General features: G+C 68.8%; 16 protein-coding genes. 9 read left to right on the top strand and 7 right to left on the bottom strand.

What is annotated here, in order from left to right:
* Positions 1 to 39: 39 nt before the first annotated feature.
* The gene (locus MKD50_RS15860; protein ID WP_252667646.1) at positions 40 to 345 is read right to left on the bottom strand and encodes a recombinase-like helix-turn-helix domain-containing protein; all 306 of its coding nucleotides are present in this window, start codon (positions 343 to 345) and stop codon (positions 40 to 42) included.
* 250 nt (positions 346 to 595) lie between these two features.
* Positions 596 to 1,474, bottom strand: coding sequence for an alpha/beta fold hydrolase (locus MKD50_RS15855; protein ID WP_252667644.1), 879 nt, complete (start codon positions 1,472 to 1,474; stop codon positions 596 to 598).
* A 324-nt stretch (positions 1,475 to 1,798) separates the two neighbouring features.
* Here MKD50_RS15855 and MKD50_RS15850 point away from each other — a divergent pair, with 324 nt between their 5' ends.
* The 3 genes from MKD50_RS15850 to MKD50_RS15840 all read left to right on the top strand — a co-directional run bounded on the left by MKD50_RS15850 (position 1,799) and on the right by MKD50_RS15840 (position 4,634).
* A complete protein-coding gene (locus MKD50_RS15850; RefSeq protein WP_115699875.1) occupies positions 1,799 to 2,902 on the top strand; it encodes a porin in 1,104 nt (367 codons plus the stop codon).
* Between the two features lie 100 nt (positions 2,903 to 3,002).
* Complete coding sequence (locus tag MKD50_RS15845) at positions 3,003 to 4,001, top strand: Bug family tripartite tricarboxylate transporter substrate binding protein (protein ID WP_240071763.1); 999 nt, start codon at positions 3,003 to 3,005, stop codon at positions 3,999 to 4,001.
* 141 nt (positions 4,002 to 4,142) lie between these two features.
* Positions 4,143 to 4,634 carry a DUF421 domain-containing protein gene (locus MKD50_RS15840; protein WP_115699873.1) on the top strand — a complete coding sequence of 164 codons (492 nt, stop codon included), beginning with the start codon at positions 4,143 to 4,145 and terminating at the stop codon, positions 4,632 to 4,634.
* A gap of 65 nt (positions 4,635 to 4,699) precedes the next feature.
* Here MKD50_RS15840 and MKD50_RS15835 read toward each other — a convergent pair whose 3' ends face one another.
* Both MKD50_RS15835 and MKD50_RS15830 read right to left on the bottom strand, forming a co-directional pair.
* Positions 4,700 to 6,283 carry a fatty acid--CoA ligase gene (locus tag MKD50_RS15835; protein WP_240071762.1) on the bottom strand — a complete coding sequence of 528 codons (1,584 nt, stop codon included), beginning with the start codon at positions 6,281 to 6,283 and terminating at the stop codon, positions 4,700 to 4,702.
* A 79-nt stretch (positions 6,284 to 6,362) separates the two neighbouring features.
* On the bottom strand, positions 6,363 to 7,145 hold the full coding sequence (locus MKD50_RS15830; protein WP_115681554.1) for an SDR family NAD(P)-dependent oxidoreductase: 783 nt from the start codon (positions 7,143 to 7,145) through the stop codon (positions 6,363 to 6,365).
* A 269-nt stretch (positions 7,146 to 7,414) separates the two neighbouring features.
* Between MKD50_RS15830 and MKD50_RS15825 the strand changes: the two genes are divergently transcribed.
* Together MKD50_RS15825 and MKD50_RS15820 are read left to right on the top strand one after the other, a co-directional pair.
* A complete protein-coding gene (locus MKD50_RS15825) occupies positions 7,415 to 9,715 on the top strand; it encodes a mechanosensitive ion channel family protein (protein WP_252667642.1) in 2,301 nt (766 codons plus the stop codon).
* Positions 9,716 to 10,026: 311 nt separating this feature from the next.
* A complete protein-coding gene (locus MKD50_RS15820; RefSeq protein ID WP_115699869.1) occupies positions 10,027 to 11,184 on the top strand; it encodes a helix-turn-helix transcriptional regulator in 1,158 nt (385 codons plus the stop codon).
* A 21-nt stretch (positions 11,185 to 11,205) separates the two neighbouring features.
* On the opposite strand, the gene MKD50_RS15815 is transcribed toward MKD50_RS15820, so the two are convergent.
* Positions 11,206 to 12,108: a LysR family transcriptional regulator gene (locus MKD50_RS15815; RefSeq protein ID WP_252667640.1), complete on the bottom strand. Its 903-nt coding sequence runs from the start codon at positions 12,106 to 12,108 to the stop codon at positions 11,206 to 11,208.
* A gap of 105 nt (positions 12,109 to 12,213) precedes the next feature.
* Here MKD50_RS15815 and MKD50_RS15810 point away from each other — a divergent pair, with 105 nt between their 5' ends.
* The 4 genes from MKD50_RS15810 to MKD50_RS15795 are packed head-to-tail and all read left to right on the top strand — an operon-like array spanning position 12,214 to position 16,147.
* The gene (locus MKD50_RS15810; RefSeq protein ID WP_252667638.1) at positions 12,214 to 13,437 is read left to right on the top strand and encodes a CaiB/BaiF CoA transferase family protein; all 1,224 of its coding nucleotides are present in this window, start codon (positions 12,214 to 12,216) and stop codon (positions 13,435 to 13,437) included.
* Positions 13,434 to 13,895 carry a MaoC family dehydratase gene (locus MKD50_RS15805; protein WP_252667636.1) on the top strand — a complete coding sequence of 154 codons (462 nt, stop codon included), beginning with the start codon at positions 13,434 to 13,436 and terminating at the stop codon, positions 13,893 to 13,895. The genes MKD50_RS15810 and MKD50_RS15805 overlap by 4 nt, the downstream gene beginning before the upstream one ends.
* Positions 13,896 to 13,949: 54 nt before the next feature.
* Complete coding sequence (locus MKD50_RS15800) at positions 13,950 to 15,110, top strand: acyl-CoA dehydrogenase family protein (protein WP_115699865.1); 1,161 nt, start codon at positions 13,950 to 13,952, stop codon at positions 15,108 to 15,110.
* 38 nt (positions 15,111 to 15,148) lie between these two features.
* Positions 15,149 to 16,147 carry an acyl-CoA dehydrogenase family protein gene (locus tag MKD50_RS15795; protein WP_115699864.1) on the top strand — a complete coding sequence of 333 codons (999 nt, stop codon included), beginning with the start codon at positions 15,149 to 15,151 and terminating at the stop codon, positions 16,145 to 16,147.
* Between the two features lie 29 nt (positions 16,148 to 16,176).
* Here MKD50_RS15795 and MKD50_RS15790 read toward each other — a convergent pair whose 3' ends face one another.
* Together MKD50_RS15790 and MKD50_RS15785 are read right to left on the bottom strand one after the other, a co-directional pair.
* Positions 16,177 to 17,730: a SpoVR family protein gene (locus MKD50_RS15790; RefSeq protein ID WP_115699863.1), complete on the bottom strand. Its 1,554-nt coding sequence runs from the start codon at positions 17,728 to 17,730 to the stop codon at positions 16,177 to 16,179.
* 139 nt (positions 17,731 to 17,869) lie between these two features.
* Positions 17,870 to 19,132, bottom strand: coding sequence for a YeaH/YhbH family protein (locus MKD50_RS15785; protein WP_115681563.1), 1,263 nt, complete (start codon positions 19,130 to 19,132; stop codon positions 17,870 to 17,872).
* Positions 19,133 to 19,137: the final 5 nt, after the last annotated feature.

Below are 19,137 nucleotides of genomic sequence, written 5' to 3'. Positions count from 1 at the left end.
GTGGTTCTCGCTTAGACGCTGTGCTGGGGCGGCTGGGGCTCAGGCGCCCAGGCGGCGCATTTCCGACAGGAAGCGCTCTTCGGTCCAGGGCTGGCTGTCGACGGTGAGGAAGCTGGCGGCGTTGAACGCGCGCACGATGTCCTGCGGGTTCTGCGCACCGCCTTCGAAGGCGGCCTCGAGCGCGTCGCCGAGCGCGTTCTCATACGCGCTCGGTGCGGCGGCGCGGGTCTGCCAGACGATGTTGGCGACCTTGCCGGGTCGCTCGATATGGCCCTTGCCCGCGACGTTGTTCGGCGCCGGACGCTCCCAGGGCACCAGGTTCGGGTTGTACGAGAGGCTTTCCATTGCGCTTGGCTCCATGTCTTGCAGCTGGTGGACCGTGTTCCGCGTGCGTGCTCGGCCGGTCTGCTGGCTGCGCGCTACGTTTTACTAATGAAACACTGGTTTAGATATTGAACACAGGTACGACTATAGACAACGACGGCCTAAAAATTGACTGGGGTTAACCCGCGACCAGGCAGATTGCCCGGCGGTGCGGCGCAAGCGAGGCGCCGCCAAGGCGGAACGCGGCGACAGGACGCCGCAGGGCGGGGAATTACTGGCCGGCCGGCAGGGCCGAACGGATCAGCCGCGCCGTGGCCGCGGCCTGGTCGATATAGCAGGCGTGCCCTGCATCCGGGATCAGCGCGAACGGCAGGCCGAAGCGTTCGGCCAGCGCGGCGCAGGCGGGCGGCGTGGTGACGACATCGCGGCCGCCGCAGGCGATCTGCGTCGGGAGACGGTCAGGGCGTCGCGCCAGGTAGGCGTCGATGTCGTCGCCGCACAGCATCGCCACCGCCTGGCGGTAGCCGGCCGGGTTCAGCCGCCGCATGTTCCAGCGCACCCACGCCTGCGCGCCCGCATCGGCCGCTTCGCTGAGCAGCCGCGCCGGGCCGCGCTCGGCCAACCCTTCGACGCCCAGCGACGCCAGCGCCTCCAGGCGCTGGCTTGCCACCGCGCTGGCCTGCGCCTCCTTGCCGGCCGCGCCGTAGCCTTGCGCCACGCTCAGCAGCAGCAGGCGCGCCGGCAGCGCACGCGTGGTGGCGGCATAGGCGGCCGCCATCAGCGCGCCCAGCGAATGCCCGACCACCAGCGCCGGCTGCACGCCGAGCGCCGCCAGCAGGCCTTCGAGCCGCCGCGCATAGTCCGCTGCCAGCGGCCGCGCCTGTGCCAGTGGCGAAGAATCGCCGTAGCCCGGCGCGTCCCAGGCGATCACGCGGGCATGCGCGGCCAGCAGGCTGGCGCAAGGCAGCCACGACGCCGCGCCGGAACTGATGCCATGCAGCAGCACCACCACCGGACCTGAGCCGCCGCCGCAGCGATAGGCCACGCGCGCGCCATCCACCTGCGCCACGCGCTGGGCAAACCCGCCATCCAGGGCTTCCAGCAAGCCACGGTCCGGTTCGGGGGGTGTCGTGCGCTGATTCTGTTCCATATATAAAACGTTAGTTGGCAAATAAAACTCCTGAAGGATAGGCGCTGCCGCAGTACCGACGGGATCAGGGTTAACGATAGGCACACCGAAAAAACGGCGTCGCAGCGCCAGCCCCGGTCATCCGGGCCGGCAGCTTTAGGGATAACCCTCCTCACATCTTCAGGAAAGTCGCGGCTATATTTTGCTCAACGTTTCTTATGTTGTTTGATGTTTCATATGTAAAACGCAAAAGAGACCGAGACGACATCCGGTGCCGCCATCCGCAGGGGCACCGGAGCACAAGAGCAAAACACCACAAGACGGAAAACGGAAGGAAACCGGTAGATGAAACTTGCACGAACCGCCGCGGCGCTGCTTGCGGCCTCCCCCCTGCTGGCCTCGGCGCAATCGGCGCAATCGTCGGTGACGCTGTACGGCGTGATCGACAGCGGCGTCGAGTACGTGAGCAATGTCGGCGCTAACGGCGACGGCCTGGTGCGCATGCCCAACAACACCGCCACGGTGCCGTCGCGCTGGGGCATCCGCGGCACGGAAGACCTGGGCGGCGGGCTCAAGGGCCTGTTCGTGCTGGAATCGGGCTTCTCGCCGGACACCGGCAGCGCCAACCAGGGCGGCCGCCTGTTCGGGCGCCAGGCGCTGGTGGGCCTGAGCAACCCGTACGGCCAGCTGTCGTTCGGCCGCCAGTACACCATGCTGTTCTGGGCCATCCTCGACAGCGATATCCTGGGGCCCAACGTCTACGGCTCGGGCTCGCTGGACAACTACCTGCCCAATACGCGCGCCGACAACGCGGTCGCGTACAAGGCCAACTTCAACGGCTTCGTGGTCGGCGCCACCTACAGCTTCGGGCGCGACGCGGTCAATGCCGGGCCCAGCCCGGCCGGCACCAACTGCGCCGGCGAGAACCCCGCCGACAAGAAGGCGTGCCGCGAATGGTCGGCCATGGTCGGCTACGACAACAAGACCTGGGGCGTGATCGCGGCCTACGACTCGCAGCGCGGTGGCCCCGGCGCTTTCGGAGGCCTGACCAGCAGCAACCTGACCGACGACCGCCTGTCGCTGGGCGGCTACATGCTGCTGAAGAACACCAAGCTCGGCGCCGGCTGGATCCGCCGCGACAACGAGGGCAGCCCGACGCCGGTCAGCGACCTGTACTACGCCGGCGTCTCGCACGACATCACGCCCGCGGTCAACCTGGCCGGGCAGGTGTACTTCCTGAACTATCACGGCAGCGACAACCAGGCCATGCTGTACGCGCTGCGCGCGACCTACAGTTTCAGCAAGCGCACCTCGGTCTATGCCACCGCGGGCTTTATCAACAACGGCGGCCAGCTTGCCATGTCGGTCAGCGGCGGCTCGCCCGGTTCGGCCCCGCGTCCGGGCGAGAACCAGTGGGGCTCGATGCTCGGCATCAAGCACATTTTCTGAGTCCGTCGATCCATCGTCGCCGCCGGCGCCGCGCGCCGGATTCCACTCCACGCGGCACCGCCCCCGGGCCGGTGCCCGGTTTTACCGAGGTCTGAAGATCATGAAGTCCGCACGACGCCACCTCCTGGCCACCCTGGCCGCCGCCACGCTCGCTCCCGCCGCCCTGCTGGGCGCTGGCAGCGCGCTGGCCCAGGGCTCGTACCCGAGCAAGCCCGTCACCATCGTCGTCGCCTACCCCGCCGGCGGCGACGTCGACGTGCTGGCGCGCATGCTGGCCGAGAAACTGGCCCCGCGCCTGAAGCAATCCGTGGTGGTGGAAAACCGCACCGGCGCCGCCGGCACCATCGGCAGCGCCTACGTGGCGCGCGCCAACCCGGACGGCCACACCCTGCTGCTCGCGCCCAACACCGTCGCGATCGCGCCGCTGGTGCTGCGCGCCGGTACCGGCGCCAGCTACGACGTGCAGCAGGACTTCACGCCGATCAGCCAGATCGGCACGCAGTCGCTGTTCGTGGTGGTCAACAAGGGCACCGGCATCACCAAGGTCAGCGACCTGGTGGCGCGCGCCAAGGCTGGCAAGGTCGAGACCTATGCCACCCCCGGCAATGGCTCGCCGATGCACATCATGGGCGAGCTGTTCAACAAGTCCGCCGGCATCAAGATCAGCCAGGTGCCGTACCGTGGCCTGGCGCCCGCCATCGTCGACGTGATCGGCGGCCAGGTGCCGGTCACCTACATCACCTACGGCGCGATTTCACAGTACGTGGGCAACGGCAGCCTGGTGCCGCTGGCGGTGGCCGACCAGAAGCGCTCGCCGTTCGCACCCAGCGTGCCGACGCTGGCCGAGCTGGGCTATAAGGATGTCGAGATCGGCGCCTGGCAGGCGCTGCTGGGGCCGAAGAACATGCCGGCCGAGGTGGTGCGCACGCTCAACGCGCACGTCAACGAGATCCTGAAGATGCCCGACGTGGTGTCGCGCATGGCCACCATCGCGGTCACGCCTTCGGGCGGCGATCCCGCCGTGCTGGCCAGGCTGATTGCCGCCGACACGGCGCGCTACACCAAGGTCGTCAAGGAGTTCGGCATCCAGGCCGATTGAGCCCGCTGCGCAAGGCCGGGCTTCATGGCCCGGCCGCGGCAAACCATACTCGGCCGGTGTAAGAATTACTGCAACCGCGGCGACCCCGGCGCCACCGGCGCGCGCATTGCAATGTGGCCTGGAAGTTGCTGGCTCTCGCGTATGGACCTGTCGTTCGACTGGCGCGAAGCCCTTCTCTTCACCCTGTCGCCGCTCGAGATCATCGTGCGCGGCTCGCTGATGTACTGGGCGCTGTTCCTGCTGTTCCGCTTCGTGGCCCGGCGCGACGTCGGCTCGCTCGGTATTGCCGACCTGCTGGTGATCGTGATCGTTGCCGATGCCGCGCAGAGCGGCATGGCCGGCAAGGGCGAGAGCGTCGCCGATGCCGTGCTGCTGGTGGTGACGCTGATCGCGTGGAACCGGCTGATCGACCTGCTGGCCTTCCACTTCCCCGGCTTCCAGCGCTTTGCCGAACCGAAAAAGGTGCTGCTGGTGCGCGACGGCACCAAGCTGCGCGAAAACATGCGGCGTGAATCCATCACCGACGAGGAACTCGAGGCCAAGTACCGTGAGGAGGGCCTCGATTCGATCGACAAGGTCAAGGCGCTGTACCTGGAGGCTGACGGCAAGGTCAGCGTGATCAAGAAAAAATAGCCAGGGCCGGCATGCAAAACAGCCCGCCGGTTGCGGCGGGCTTGGCATTGCGGGGGACCGGGGCTTCAGTTCACCTGCCGGTTCATGCCCTCCCAGAAGGGCTCGCGCAGCTTGCGGCGCAGCAGCTTGCCCGACGGGTTGCGCGGCAGCGCCTCGACGAACTCGATGCTCTTCGGCACCTTGAAACCGGCCACGCGCTGGCGCGTCCAGGCGAGGATGGCATCGCGGTCCGCCGCCTGCCCCGGCTTGAGCACGACGATGGCCTTGACCGCCTCGCCCCACTTCTCGTCCGGCACGCCGATCACGGCCACGTCGGCCACCTGCGGATGGCCATAGATGGCGCTTTCGACCTCGGCCGGATAGACGTTCTCGCCGCCGCTGATGATCATGTCCTTGACGCGGTCGTGGATGTACAGGTAGCCCTCGGCATCCATGTAGCCGGCGTCGCCGGTGCGCAGCCAGCCGTCGGCATCGATGGTGCGCGCGGTCTCTTCGGGCTGCTTCCAGTAGCCGGCCATGTTGTGCTGCGAGCGCACCACCACCTCGCCGACCTCGCCCGGGGCCAGCTGGCGCCCTTCGTAATCCACCACCTTCAGCTCGACCCCCGGCAGCGCCTTGCCCGCGGCGCGCATGCGCGGCACCTCGTCGGTGGTGTGGTCCTCGGGGGGCAGCGCGACGATGGTGCCGGTGGTCTCGGTCATGCCGTACTGCTGCACGAAGCCGCAGCCGAATACCTCGATGCCCTCGCGCAGCAGCGCCGCGGGAATCGGCGCGGCGCCGTACAGCAGGTACTTCAGGCGCGAATAGTCGACCTGGCGCGCGCGCGGGTCGCGCAGCACGATCTGCATCGCGGCCGGCACCAGGAACAGCTTGCTGACGCGCTCGTGCTCGATAAAGTCGAGCACCGCGCGCGGATCGAACTCGCGCGCGACCACGCCCTTGGCGCCCGACAGCAGGTTGCGCAGGCCCCAGCCGGAGCCGCCGATATGCGCCACCGGCATCGCCACCAGCGAAATATCGTCGGCGACCCAATGCGACCAGGCCAGGTGTTCGCGCTCGCTGACCTCGGTGCCGATGGTCAGGTTGCGGTGCGTCAGCATCGCGCCCTTGGGCCGGCCGGTGGTGCCTGACGTGTACAACTGCAGCACCACGTCGTGCGCCTCCGGCTCATGCGCGGGCGGCGTGGCCGGATGCGCGTCGCGCCAGTCGGTGTAGCAAGGCCAGTGGCCCTGCCCGTCGCACGGCTCCATCACCACCACCTTGCGCACCAGCGGCAGCGCCGGCAGCAGCTTGCGCACCATCGCCGCCGACTCGGCGCCGACAAACAGCACCACGGCATCGCAATGCGCGAGGATGAACTCCACCTCGGGCGGCGCCAGGCGCCAGCTGGCCGGCGCCATCACCGCGCCGGTCTTGGCCGCGCCCAGCAGCAGCTCGAAATAGTGGTCGCTGTTCTTGCCGATATAGCCGATGCGGTCGCCCGCGCGCACGCCTTCGGCCAGCAAGGCCTGCGCCACGCGGTCGGTGTTGCGCTCGAATTCGGCGTAGGTGGTCTGCCGGCCTTCGAACGAATACGCCACCGCCTCCGGCCGCAGGCGCGCGAAATGGCGCACCGCGTGAGGCAGCGTCGTCAGATAGCTGAAATCCATCCGCGTCTCCCAAAGATTTCATGCCATGTGCGGACTCGCGTGACGCGGGTCCGCACATGGCGACAAGCCGGTCGTGAGTTCAGCGCGGCGCCATGCGGATGGCGCCGTCCAGTCGCACCGACTCGCCGTTGAAATAGCCGTTGCGGCACATCTCGACCGCCAGCGAGGCAAACTCTTCCGGCTGCCCCAGGCGCTTGGGGAACGGCACCGAGGCGGCCAGCGCGGCCTTGACGTTCTCGGCCGCGCCCTGCAGCAGCGGGGTATTGAAGATGCCGGGCAGGATGGTGTTGACGCGGATGCCCTCGCCCGCCAGGTCGCGCGCGATCGGCAGCGTCATGCCGACCACGGCCGCCTTCGATGCCGAGTACGCCGCCTGCCCCATCTGGCCGTCCTGCGCCGCCACCGACGCGGTGTTGATGATCACGCCGCGCTCGCCGCCCGCGGTGTCCAGCGTCAGCATGCCGGCGGCCGAACGCGCGATGCAGCGGAAGGTGCCGATCAGGTTGATCTGGATGATGCGCTCGAAGGCATCGGACGGGAAATGCTTGATCTGGTCCGGCGCCTCCTTGGAGCGCGAGGCGGTCTTGATCGCATTGCCGGTGCCGGCGCAGTTGACCAGGATGCGCTCCTGGCCGATGGCGGCGCGTGCCTTGGCAAAGCCGGCCTCGACCTCGGCCTCGGAGGTCACGTTGACCTGGCAGAACACGCCGCCGAGTTCACGCGCCAGCGCCTCGCCCTTCTCGGCGTTCAGGTCGAACAGTGCCACGCGCACGCCCTGCGCCGCCAGCGCCCGCGCCGTCGCCGCGCCCAGCCCCGAAGCGCCACCCGTCACCACTGCCGATACCGATGCATTGAGTTCCATGCCGTCTTTCCTTTGTCTCTTGTTGCCGTGCGGCCGCGCTGCGCGGCCGCGTTCTGGTTGAAGCCGGCAGGCGCGAGAAGCGCCTGTGCCGGAGTGGGTTCGAGATTCGGGGATCGGGGCCGCCGATGCATCGTCTGAAGCGACGAATGCGACGAATGCGCCCGGTGCGCGCCAGAACGCCGCCCGGCACACCACGCGACCGATGCGTTACAGTGGCGCGATCGATGGCCATTCCGGCGCCGGCGCGAGCCGGCAGACGATCACCCGCCATGCGCAAACCCCAACCTCACGCCTTTTCCCGGCGCCGCCGGCATGCCGCCCTGGCCTGGCTGGCCGGCCTGCTGGCGCTGCTGTGCGCCATGCCCGCGGCCCCGGCCGGCCCGCTCGCGGCCTTGCTCGCGCCGGCGGAAAAACCCGCGGCTGCCGCCAGCGCGCCCGCCGCCAGCATGCCGCTGGCGCAGTCGCTGGACCAGGTCATCGCCACGCTGCAGGACGACGGCGCGCGGCGCGCGCTGGTAGGCCAGCTGCAAACCCTGCGGCAGGGCCTGGCGGCGTCAGCGGCGATGGCGCCCGCCGCGCCGGCCGCGGCCTCGGCGCCCGGGCTGATCGGTGCCATGGCGCAGGTGCTGGACGAGGTCGACTCGCACCTGCGCGAAGACCGTGGCCCGTGGCAATACTGGGGCTGGCGCACGCGCTTCGCGGCCGAGGAATGGCGCGCCGCGCTGACGCTGGGCGGCACGCGCCCGGCACTGGACTCGCTGCGCGAATTCGCGCTGGTGCTGGCGGCATGGGCGGTGTGCGGCTGGCTGCTGTACGAGGCCGGCCACCGGCTGCGGCGGCGGCGCACCGCGGGCACCGCGCGCGCGCCGCGCGGCAAGCTGCCGGAACTGCCCTCGTGGGTCGACGTCGGCCTCTACATGCTGCGCCATATCGGGCCCTGGGTGGTGGCATTCGGGCTGACGCTGTTGCTGGCCCGGCACCTGTTCGCGCAATCGCCGGCCAGCGTCGCCGCGGTGCTGGTGGCCTACGCGATCGTGGCCGGCGCGATCGCCGCGGCGGTGTGCCAGGTCATCTTCGCGCTGTTCCGCAGCGCACACCGGCAACTGGCGGTGCGGCAACTGCTGGCGCGTTCGCCGTGGCTGCTGTTCTGCACCGGCGCGCTGGCGGCACTGGGCAACGGCGCGGCCGACGGCCGCATGGTCGCGTTGCTGGGCAGCAACCTGTCGGCGCTGGTCTCCACCCTGGCCAATATCGCCGCGGCGCTCGGCATCGGTGCGTTCGCGCTGTGTTTCCGGCGCCAGATCGGCCAGCTGATCAGCCAGCGGCCGCTGCCCTTCCGCCAGGCCCATCCCGCCGTGACCGACCTGCTGCGCCTTGCCGGCCACGCCTGGCACCTGCCTGTGCTGGCCGTGGTGGTGGCGTCAGTAATCGGCACGGTGCTGGCCACGGGGCATGCCGACGTGTTCCTGCGCCGCACGGTGGCATCGGTGGCACTGTTTGTCGCCGCGCTGCTGATGACGATGGTGCTGGGGCGCTCGCCCAAGGCCGACGCGCGCGCGCCGCGCATCCGCGACCGGCGCCGCTCGGCCTACCTGCAGCGCTTCGGGCGCTTTGCGCTGGCGCTGGCGCGTGTGGTGGTGTGGGCAGGGTTCGTGGAAATGGTCATGCGCGTGTGGGGCTCTTCGCTGGTGCGGCTGGCCGAATCGTCGGCCGCCGGACGTCACCTGACCGAGGCCGCGTTGCGCGTCACCGGTACGGTGCTGCTGGCCTGGCTGGTCTGGCTGCTGATCGATACCGCAATCACGCAGTCCTTGTCGCCCGCGCACGCGCGCGCCGCCCAGCCCAGCCTGCGCGCCAGGACCATCCTGCCGCTGGTGCGCAATGCCTCGTTCATCGGCCTGCTGGTGCTCACCGTGATCGTGGTGCTCGCCAACCTGGGGGTCAACGTGACGCCGCTGCTGGCCGGCGCGGGAGTGGTCGGCCTGGCCATCGGCTTCGGCGCGCAAAGCCTGGTGCAGGACCTGATCACCGGCTTGTTTATCGTGGTCGAGGATTCCATCGCCATCGGCGACTCGATCGAGCTGCCCGACCACGCCGGCGTGGTCGAGGCCATGACCATCCGCACCGTCAAGCTGCGCGACGGCCGCGGCGCGCTGCATACGCTGCCATACAGCCAGATCAAGGCCGTCAAGAATCTCTCGCGCGGCTATGGCTATGCCGTGCTCAGTATCGGCATCAGCTACCAGAGCGACCTGGACCGGGCGCTGGAACTGATCCGCGCCACCGGCGCCGAACTGGCACGCGACCTCCGCTTCGGCCACAAGCTGATGTCCGGGCTCGAGATCCTCGGCCTGGACCGCTTCGACCCGAGCGGCCCGGTGGTGCTGGCCCAGATCAAGACCCGGCCGCTGATGCAGGCGGAAATCACCCGTGCCTTCAATGCCCGGCTCAAGCGCAACTTCGATGCCAGCGGCATCCGCATGGCGTCGCCGAACCTGACCATCCAGGTCGATGGCGGCGCGGTGGAGTTGCCTGCCGGGGAGCTGGCGACAAAGCCCGCGCCCCGGTGACCGCCTGCACTCGGGCGAGCGGCTGAAGTTGCTTCTGGCCCAGCTCGTATCCGGCCCCGAAAGTCCACGCAGATAAGCGTGATGAGAATTTTGCGCCGCACAATCGGGGTTTCCCCCTCCAACACGGGGTATAAAACATACAACATTGTTTGGCATGATTGCGGCAAGGCAAGCGCGACCGACCAGGCACTGCCGGCAGCAGCCGTATCGGCGCCACTACAGAACGCCAGAACGGAACCGATAACACGAAGGGATGTAGCCACTTGCCGTGGCGCAGAGCAAGAGGCGTTTGCCACCGGGGGGATCTGAACATGGGCGAACACCCGACAACGGACGAGGACTTCCATCGTCTGGTCGACTCCATCTATGAGTCCGCGCTCGACGTCGCGGCCATGCCCGCCGCCCTTGACCTGTTTTCACGGTACACCTGCACCGTCAGCCCGCGCTACCTGATCTGGGACAAGCTGGCAGGCCATGCCCGCCTGGGGGTCACCCCGCACGGCTGCTTCACCAGCGGCGCCAGCTTGCCCGACTGCCTGCCCGGACCGCTCGACTGGTCTGGCGGCGCCGACAGTGCACTGCCCGACGCCGCGGCGCGCTGTTGCGGTGGCGACGCGACCGATACCGCGGCGCTGGCCTGCAACGAGCTGGAACAAGGCGTGCGCCTGGTAGAGAACGCCGAAGTGTGCGTGCTGATGAGCGGCACCAACGCCGGCAGCATCAGCACGGGCCAGCGCGAGCGGCGCCTGTCGCATGTGATGCCGCACTGGGTGCGCGCCGCGCGCATGCAACAGCGCAACTTCGAGCTGAGCGGGCTGGCCAGCCTGGGCCTGGCCGGCCTCGATACCCTGGACTTCGGCGTGATGGTGCTGCAGGCCGACCTGCGCGTGCGCTACGCCAACAGCTGGGCCGAAGCGCTGGTGCAGGCCGACAGCCACCTGTCGCTGCGGGACGGCGTGCTGCGCGCCCACAGCGACACGCTGCAGGCGGTGCTGCGCAAGCTGCTCGACGGCGCCATGCGCGGCCGCGGCGCCGACGCCGCGTCGGGCTCGTGGATGCATATCACCTCGGGTGGGCAGCCGGTGCCGATCATCGTCACGCCGCTGGTTTCGCGCCAGCCGGTGGAGGGCCCGTGGCAGCTGCCGGCGGCGATGCTGCTGCTGGGCAATTCCGAATCGCGCTCGGTGCTGGATGCCGGCGTGCTGACCTCGCTGTTCGGGCTGTCGCGCAAGGAAAGCATCATCGCCATCCGGCTGGCCGCGGGTGAAACCCTCAACGAGATTGCCGAGCGCGAGTTCCTCTCGCCCCATACCGTGCGCGTGCATATCCGCGACACGCTGCGCAAGACCGGCACGCACCGCCAGTCCGAGCTGGTGCGGCTGCTGCACCTGCTGCCCGGCGTCAACCTGGAGCGCGCCGGCATGACCTCGGCGATCCGGCCGCGCACGCCGCGCCCGCGCGCCGCCTGACGCGGCGCACGTCCTCGCCGGCTATCTTTGCGCCGCCTGCACCGCGGCCTGCGCCGCCGCCAGGAAGCGCTGCACCTGGCGGTCGCCATCATCGGGCCGCGCCGCCAGCGCAATGCCGATGCGGCCCGCCGGACGCGGGCTCGACAACGGCAGGAAGCGCACGCGCTGGTTGGCGTAGCGCGCCGCCACGCTGGGCACCAGCGCCACGCCCAACCCGCTTTCCACCAGGCTTACCTGGGTCTGCACCTGCACCGCCTCCTGGGTGACGCGCGGCACGAAGCCTGCCTGCTGGCACAGCATCATCGCCACCGCATGCAGGTTGGGCACCTGCGTCGCCGGATACATGATAAAGGGCTGGTCGGCCAGCGCGCGCAGCGCGATCGCGTCGGCGCGCGCCAGCGGGCTGTCGGCCGGCACCGCGGCGACGAAGACATCGTTCTCCAGCGGCGTGAGCGCGTAGCCGCCGCTGCTCAGGATCGGGAAACGCACCAGCCCGGCATCGATCTGGTGCTTCTCCAGCCGGTCGAGGATCGCGGCGGTGGTCGATTCATGCAGGATCAACTCGATGCCGGGATGCGCGGCGCGGAACGCCGGGATCAGCTTGGGCAGCAGCGCATAGGTGGCCGAGCCGATAAAGCCGATGCGCAACGCCCCGCGCTCGCCCTGCCCCGCCGCCATCGCCGCGGCGCGCGCCTGCTGCGCATGGAACAGCGCCCGGCGCGCGTCATGCAGCGCGGCCTCCCCTGCCTGCGTCAGCCGCACCCCGCGCGAGGTGCGCACGAACAGCGCCGTGCCGAGCTGCTCCTCGAGCTTGCGGATCGAAATCGAAAGCGGCGGCTGCGCCATGTGCAGCCGTTCGGCGGCGCGGTGGAAATTGCCGGTCTCGGCCAGGGCGACAAACTGCTGCAGTTGGCGCAGGTCCATGGTTTCCAATATCCAGACGATATCGATTGCTAAAAAACTAATATTAGACCAGCCGGTCCGCGCTGATCTACCCTGTGGCCCACAGTACAAAAGACCGGAGACACTATGTTGCCGCTTGCAGGCATCCGCGTGGTCGACCTGTCCACGGTGGTGATGGGGCCATATGCCAGCCAGTGGCTGGCCGACCTCGGCGCCGAGGTGATCAAGGTCGAGCCGCCCGAGGGCGATTCCACGCGCCGCACCGGGCCCGCCGCCGAACCCGGCATGGCGGCGATCTTCCTGGGGGTCAACCGCGGCAAGCGCAGCGTGGTGCTGGACCTGAAGCAGCCCGCCGCGCAGGCCGCGCTGGCGCGGGTGCTGGACCGCGCCGACGTGCTGATGCACAGCATGCGCCCGCAGAAGCTGGCGGCGCTCGGGCTGGACCCCGACACGGTGCGGGCGCGGCATCCGGACCTGGTCTTCGTCAGCCTGCTCGGCTTTGCCGAGGACGGCCCCTATGGCGGCCGGCCGGCCTACGACGACATCATCCAGGGCCTGTCTGGCAATGCCGCGCTGATGGCCGCGCAGACCGGCGACAGCCGCTACTTCCCGACCATTGCCGCGGACAAGACCAGCGCGCTGGTGGCGGCGCTGTCGGTGTGCGCGGCGCTGGCTGGCCGCGCCCGGCGCCGGGCCGACGGCGGCAGCGGGCATGGCACGCTGGTCGAGGTGCCGATGTTCGAATCGATGGTGGCGTTCAACCTGGTCGAGCACTTCTACGGCCGGCATTTCGAACCGCCGCGCGGCCCGAGCGGCTATCCGCGCGTGCTGGCGCGATTGCGCCGCCCCTACCGCAGCGCCGACGGCCATGTCTGCATGATGCCGTACACCGATGCGCACTGGCGCGACTTCTTCCACGCCGCCGGCCGTCCGGACCTGGCTGCCGATGCGCGCTTTGCCGGCATCGCGGCCCGCACCGAGCATATCGAGACCCTGTACGAACTGACCGGCGAGATCGTGCAGGCACACAGCACCGCGCACTGGGTGGCGCTATGCGAACGGCTGCAGATCCCGGTGGCGCGCATCAACACGCTCGACGACCTGCCGCACGATCCGCACCTGGCCGCCACCGGCTTCTTCGAGACCGCCGACGATCCAGTCATGGGCAAGCTGCGCTTTCCCGGCGCGCCGGTGCGCTTCGACGGCCAGCGCGCACCGCTGGCGCTGCCGCCGCGGCTGGGCGAACACACCCGCGCGGTGCTGGCCGAAGCCGGGCTCGGCACCGAGCAGATCGCGCAACTGCAACAGAGCGGCGCGGCGCGCTGCGCCCCCGCCACGGAGACACCATGACGCATGCAGAACTGCCCCGCCTGGGCCAGGGCTTCTACTGGCAAGACCTGCACGAGGGCCAGGCCTTCCGCACCTTCTCCCGCACCGTGACCGAGACCGACCTGGTCAACTTCATCTCGGTCACCGGCATGGTCGAGGCCATCTTTATCGAAGCCGGCTACGACGGCGGCGCGATCCAGGGCCGGCCGGTGCCGGCGGCGCTGACCTATACGCTGATCGAGGGCTTCATCCTGCAGACCATGATCCAGGGCACCGGGCTGGCGATGCTGGAACTGACGCAGCAGATCCACGGCCCGGTGCTGGTCGGCGACACCATCCACGCCACCGTGACCGTGACCGGCATCCGCCCGACCTCGCGCAGCGGCCGCGCCGTGGTGGACTCCCGCATCGAGGTGTTCAACCAGCGCGGCGAACAGGTGATGACCTATACCGCGCGCCGGCTGCTGGCGGGTCGGTAACGCTGCGGGGAATCCAAAGCACGCCTCTGCCATATCAAGCGACAGGACTCAAACGTGACCGCATTGCTCTCCACCTTCACCCTCACCACCTTGCCGCCCCACGCCGCGGCATTCCGCGCCGAGGTGCGGGCCTTCCTGGACCAGCACCTGCCGGCGCTGCCGCCGGAAACGCGGGCGCGCTCGTGGATGGGCTTCGATGCCGGCTTCAGCCGGGCGCTGGCCGCGCGCGGCTGGGTCGGCATCACGCTGCCGGCGCAGTATGGCGGCGCGGGGCTGGACCCGTTTTCGCGCTTCGTGCTGGTGGAAGAACTGCTGGCGTGCGGCGCGCCGGTGTCGGCGCACTGGATTGCCGACCGCCAGAGCGGCCCGCTGATCCTGCGCTACGGCAACGACGCGCAGAAGGCGCGCTACCTGCCCGCGATCAGCCGCGGCGAGGCATTTTTCTGCATCGGCATGAGCGAGCCCAATTCCGGCTCGGACCTGGCCAGCGTGGCCACGCGCGCGGTGCGCCAGCCGGATGGCAGTTGGCGCCTGAACGGGCGCAAGATCTGGACCACCAACGCCGACCGCTGCCACTTCATGATCGCGCTGGTACGCACCTCGGGCACGCCGCAAGACCGGCAGGCCGGGCTGTCGCAGTTCATCGTCGACCTGCACGCGCCGGGCGTCACGGTGCGGCCGATCCGCGACCTGACCGGCGATGCGCACTTCTCGGAAGTGACCTTCGACGACGTGGCGCTGGCCCCGGATGCGCTGGTCGGCAACGAGGGCAGCGGCTGGGAGCAGGTCAACGCCGAGCTGGCGTTCGAGCGCAGCGGCCCGGAGCGGCTGTATTCCAGCGTGGTGCTGCTCGACACCTGGCTCGACGCCCTGCGCCGCCTGCCGCCCGCGCGCCGCGACACCGTCACCGCGGGCCGCCTTGCCGGCCACCTGGCGGTGCTGCGCGCGATGTCGCTGGCGGTCACGGCGCGGCTGGCCGCGGGCGAAAGCCCGGTGGTGGAGGCCGCGCTGGTCAAGGACCTGGGCACCACCTTCGAGCAGTCGGTGCCGGCCCTGGTCGAAGCCGCGCTTGGCGACGAACCGGCACTCGCGGCCGATGGAGCGCTGTACCGCACCCTGGCCTATGTGACGCAGATCGCGCCGTCGTACTCGCTGCGCGGCGGCACCCGCGAAATCCTGCGCGGCATGATCGCGCGCGGACTGGGCCTGCGCTGATCCGCTCCCGTCGACCGCCATCCTGAACGAGATTGCCCATGCATAACGCCTACTCCGACGCCCTCGACGCGCTGCTGCGCGACTGCTGCACGCCCGCCACGGTGCGCGCGCTGGAATTGCAGGCCGACCCGCTGCCGCTATGGCAGGCGCTGCAAGACAGCGGCTTCGCCGACTGCCTGTTGCCCGAATCCGCCGGCGGCGCCGCGCTGGCGCTGCGCGAACTGGCACCGGTGCTGTTCGTCACCGGCCGCCACGCCCTGCCTCTGCCGCTGGCGCAGACCATCTTTGCGCGCGCGCTGCTGCATGCCAATGGCGTCGCGCTGCCAGACGGCCCGATCGCGCTGGCGAGCTTCGACGACGGTGCCGCCGCCACGCTGGTAGCGGACGCCCGCCATGCGCAGTGGTTGCTGCTGCAGGACGGCGAGCGCTGCCTGCTGCTGCCAGCCGCGGCGGCGCGCACCGAGGCCACCGGCGCCCACGGCGACCTGACGCTGCGCGTGCCGCGCCCCGACGCCGCCGCGGCCGCGGCATTCCAGTTGCCGGCCGGCACCGTGCGCACGCTGGGCGCCTGCCTGCACGCGGCACAACTGGCCGGCGCGCTATCGCAAGTGCTTGACGTTACGCTGCAATACGCCAATGACCGCCAGCAGTTCGGCCGCGCCATCGGCAAGTTCCAGGCGATCCAGCACCAGGTCAGCGAGATGGCCGAGCATGTCGCCGCGGCGCGGGTGGCGGCGCAACTGGCCTGCGACAGCGACGGCGCCACGCCCGACCCGCTGCGCGCGGCAATCGGCAAGCTGCGCGCCAGCGACGCGGTCACGCCGGTGGCGGCGATCGCCCATGCCGTGCACGGCGCGATCGGCATTACCGAGGAATATGACCTGCAGCTCTATACGCGCCGGCTGCATGCGTGGCGCGTGGCGGACGGGTCGGAACGCTGCTGGAGCCGCGTGCTGGGCGAAGCGGTCTGTGCCAGCGACGGCCGCAAGGCGGTGGAACTGGTGCGCGACTGGTGCGAGCCGGCGCCCGCCGCCTGAAGCGGCGGGGCCCGGGGGCCGCCTGCCGGTCAGGCGGCCAGGCTCAGCCCGCTGCCGTGCGGGCGACGGTGGCGGCGCTCAGGCTTGCATTCGTACTTGAGCTCGGTGCGGCCGTCTTCATAGGCCACCTCCAGCCGCACGGTAAAGCCCCACAGCCGGGTCACGTGCCGCACCACCTCATCGAAGTTGTGCGCCAGCGGACGCCGGTCGTTCTGCAGATGGCGCAGTGTCAGCGAGCGGTCGCCGCCGACATCGACGTTGGTGACCTGGATATTGGGCTCCATGCTGGACAGGTCATACTGCGCCGCCATCAGCTGGCGGATGGCGCGGTAGCCCTCGTCGTCATGGATCGCGGTCACGCGCAGCTTGCCCTCGCGGTCATCGTCCAGCACCGAGAACAGCTTCAGCTCGCGGATCACGCGCGGCGACAGGAACTGCAGCAGGAAGCTCTCGTCCTTGAAGTTGCGCATGGCGAAGTCCAGCGTCTTGCGCCAGTCGGTGCCGGCGATCTCGGGCGCCCAGCGATAGTCTTCGTCGGTCGGGTTCTCGCACATGCGGCGCAGGTCCTGGAACATCAGGAAGCCCACCGTGTAGGGGTTCATGCCGCTGTAGTAGGGGCTGTGGTACGGCGGCTGGTAGATGACGTTGGTGTGCGCCTGCAGCAACTCCATCATGAAGGCGTCGTTGACCAGCTTTTCCTCGTACAGCTGGTTGATGATGGTGTAGTGCCAGAACGTGGCCCAGCCTTCGTTCATCACCTTGGTCTGGCGCTGCGGGTAGAAATACTGCGCGATTTTGCGCACGATGCGCACGATCTCGCGCTGCCACGGCGCCAGCTTGGGGGCATTCTTTTCGATGAAATACAGCAGGTTCTCCTGCGGCTCGGGCGGGAACTGGACATCCGGCTCGGCCGTTTCGTCTTCCGACGCGAGCGCGTGCGGCCGGTGCTTGGGCAGGGTGCGCCACAGGTCGTTGACCTGCATCTGCAGGTAGTTCTCGCGGTCGGCCTGACGCGCCTTTTCCTCGGTGATCGACAGCTTCTTCGGTCGCTTGTAGCGGTCCACGCCGTAGTTCTGCAGCGCGTGGCAGGAGTCCAGCAGCAGTTCCACCTCCTGCTCGCCGTAGCGCTGCTCGCACTCGGCCACGTAGTTCTTGGCGAACAGCAGGTAGTCGACGATGGCGTCGGCGTTGGTCCAGGTGCGGAACAGGTAGTTGCCCTTGAAGAAGGAGTTGTGGCCGTAGCAGGCATGCGCGATCGTCAGCGCCTGCATCGGCATGGTGTTCTCCTCCATCAGGTAGGCGATGCAGGGATTGGAGTTGATGACGATCTCGTAGGCCAGCCCCATGTGCCCGCGCTGGTAGCTGCGCTCCGACGCCAGGAAGTGCTTGCCGTAGGACCAGTGGCTGTAGCCCACCGGCAGCCCCGCCGACGCGTAGGCGTCGAGCATCTGCTCTGCGGTGATGATCTCGATCTGATTGGGATAGGTATCCAGGCCGAATTCGCCGGCGATGCGGGAAATCTCGCGGTCATACCGGTTGATCAGCTCGAAGGTCCATTCCGAACCCGTGGACAGATAAGCCATCGTCGCCCCTTTCGTCCGCGCAGGACAGGCAGGCCGGTGCTTGCGGCGCGGGCGCGCCGCCAGGTCCCCTGTCTTGCCAATATTGCCTTCTTCACCGCGGCTTGCCGGCCATTGCCGCCAATGGCCGGCCCAGCACTGATTATGCCGCGCGTTTCTGGAACAGGTCGTGCAGCACCGGGTAGATCTCGTCCGCGCCGATGATGCGCTGCATCGCAAAGTGATCGAACTGGCTCTTCACCGTCAGATACTCTTCCCAGAGGTTCTGCGGCTCTTCCGACGCTACCTCCACATAGGCGTAATACTGCACCAGCGGCAGGATCGACTCGCGCAACAGCCGCCCGCACAACTCGGAATCGCCGGCCCAGTTATCCCCGTCCGAGGCCTGCGCGCAATAGATGTTCCACTGGCTGGGCGGATAGCGGTCATGGATGACCTCTACCATCAGCTTCAGCGCGCTCGACACGACGGTGCCGCCGGACTCGCGCGAGTGGAAGAAATCTTCCTCTTCGACTTCCTTCGCCACGGTGTGATGGCGGATAAACACCACGTCGATGCGCTCGTAGTTGCGCTTCAGGAACAGGTACAGCAGCATGAAGAAGCGCTTGGCCAGGTCCTTGCGGCTCTCGTCCATCGAGCCGGACACGTCCATCAGGCAGAACATCACCGCCTGGGCCTGCGGACGCTTCTTCAGCACGCGGTTGTTGTAGCGCAGGTCGAGCTTCTCGATAAATGGAACACGATCGATGCAGGCGCGCAGGTGCCGCATCTTCTCCATCAGCTCGAGCGTGCCTTCGGCATACGGTCCGTCCTGCTCCAGTGCCTCGGCATAGGCCAGCTCCAGCTGGCGCAGGCGCTTCTGGTATGGGCTGGACAAGGCGATGCGCCGCCCCAGCGAACTGCGCATGGTGCGCAGGATCGACAGGTTGGACGGGGTGCCGTCGATGGAATAGCCGGCGCGCACCTTGCGCACCTCGGCAATCTTGGCGAGGTGGCGCTTGGCCAGGTCCGGCAGCGCCATGTCCTCGAAGAAGAAATTGAGGAAGTCCTCGCGCGACAGCGTGAAGACGAAATCGTCCTCGCCCTCGCCGCTGTCGCTGGCCCGCGAACCGGTCCCGCCGCCGCCCTGCTGCTGGCGGTCGAAGGAATCACCCTTGACGAATTTCTTGTTGCCAGGGTGAATCCATTCGCGCCGCCCGCCCGGGCCGTGGTGGAAGATCGGTTCGCTGATGTCCTTGACCGGAATGGACACCTGCCCGCTCTGCTCGATGTCCATGATCTTCCGGCCGGACACCGCCTTTGCCACCGCTTGCCGGATCTGCTCGCGGTAGCGCTTGATGAAGCGTTGCTGGTTGACGGCACTCTTGTTGCCGCCGTTTTCGCGCCGATCGATGACCGTAGCCATATGTT

Origin of the sequence: Cupriavidus mimosae, from assembly GCF_023952485.1 — a bacterium.
Lineage (GTDB): Bacteria > Pseudomonadota > Gammaproteobacteria > Burkholderiales > Burkholderiaceae > Cupriavidus > Cupriavidus taiwanensis_C.
Note: the sequence above shows the minus strand (reverse complement) of the source record. Positions and strands in the feature narration are given on the sequence as shown.

Coding starts and splice junctions, on each gene's coding strand:
- MKD50_RS15845 (WP_240071763.1), top strand. CDS start 3,003: ATGAAGTCCGCACGACGCCACCTCCTGGCCACCCTGGCCGCCGCCACG.
- MKD50_RS15790 (WP_115699863.1), bottom strand. CDS start 17,730: ATGGCTTATCTGTCCACGGGTTCGGAATGGACCTTCGAGCTGATCAAC.
- MKD50_RS15815 (WP_252667640.1), bottom strand. CDS start 12,108: ATGGACCTGCGCCAACTGCAGCAGTTTGTCGCCCTGGCCGAGACCGGC.
- MKD50_RS15825 (WP_252667642.1), top strand. CDS start 7,415: ATGCGCAAACCCCAACCTCACGCCTTTTCCCGGCGCCGCCGGCATGCC.
- MKD50_RS15805 (WP_252667636.1), top strand. CDS start 13,434: ATGACGCATGCAGAACTGCCCCGCCTGGGCCAGGGCTTCTACTGGCAA.
- MKD50_RS15810 (WP_252667638.1), top strand. CDS start 12,214: ATGTTGCCGCTTGCAGGCATCCGCGTGGTCGACCTGTCCACGGTGGTG.
- MKD50_RS15820 (WP_115699869.1), top strand. CDS start 10,027: ATGGGCGAACACCCGACAACGGACGAGGACTTCCATCGTCTGGTCGAC.
- MKD50_RS15795 (WP_115699864.1), top strand. CDS start 15,149: ATGCATAACGCCTACTCCGACGCCCTCGACGCGCTGCTGCGCGACTGC.
- MKD50_RS15855 (WP_252667644.1), bottom strand. CDS start 1,474: ATGGAACAGAATCAGCGCACGACACCCCCCGAACCGGACCGTGGCTTG.
- MKD50_RS15840 (WP_115699873.1), top strand. CDS start 4,143: ATGGACCTGTCGTTCGACTGGCGCGAAGCCCTTCTCTTCACCCTGTCG.
- MKD50_RS15835 (WP_240071762.1), bottom strand. CDS start 6,283: ATGGATTTCAGCTATCTGACGACGCTGCCTCACGCGGTGCGCCATTTC.
- MKD50_RS15850 (WP_115699875.1), top strand. CDS start 1,799: ATGAAACTTGCACGAACCGCCGCGGCGCTGCTTGCGGCCTCCCCCCTG.
- MKD50_RS15830 (WP_115681554.1), bottom strand. CDS start 7,145: ATGGAACTCAATGCATCGGTATCGGCAGTGGTGACGGGTGGCGCTTCG.
- MKD50_RS15785 (WP_115681563.1), bottom strand. CDS start 19,132: ATGGCTACGGTCATCGATCGGCGCGAAAACGGCGGCAACAAGAGTGCC.
- MKD50_RS15860 (WP_252667646.1), bottom strand. CDS start 345: ATGGAAAGCCTCTCGTACAACCCGAACCTGGTGCCCTGGGAGCGTCCG.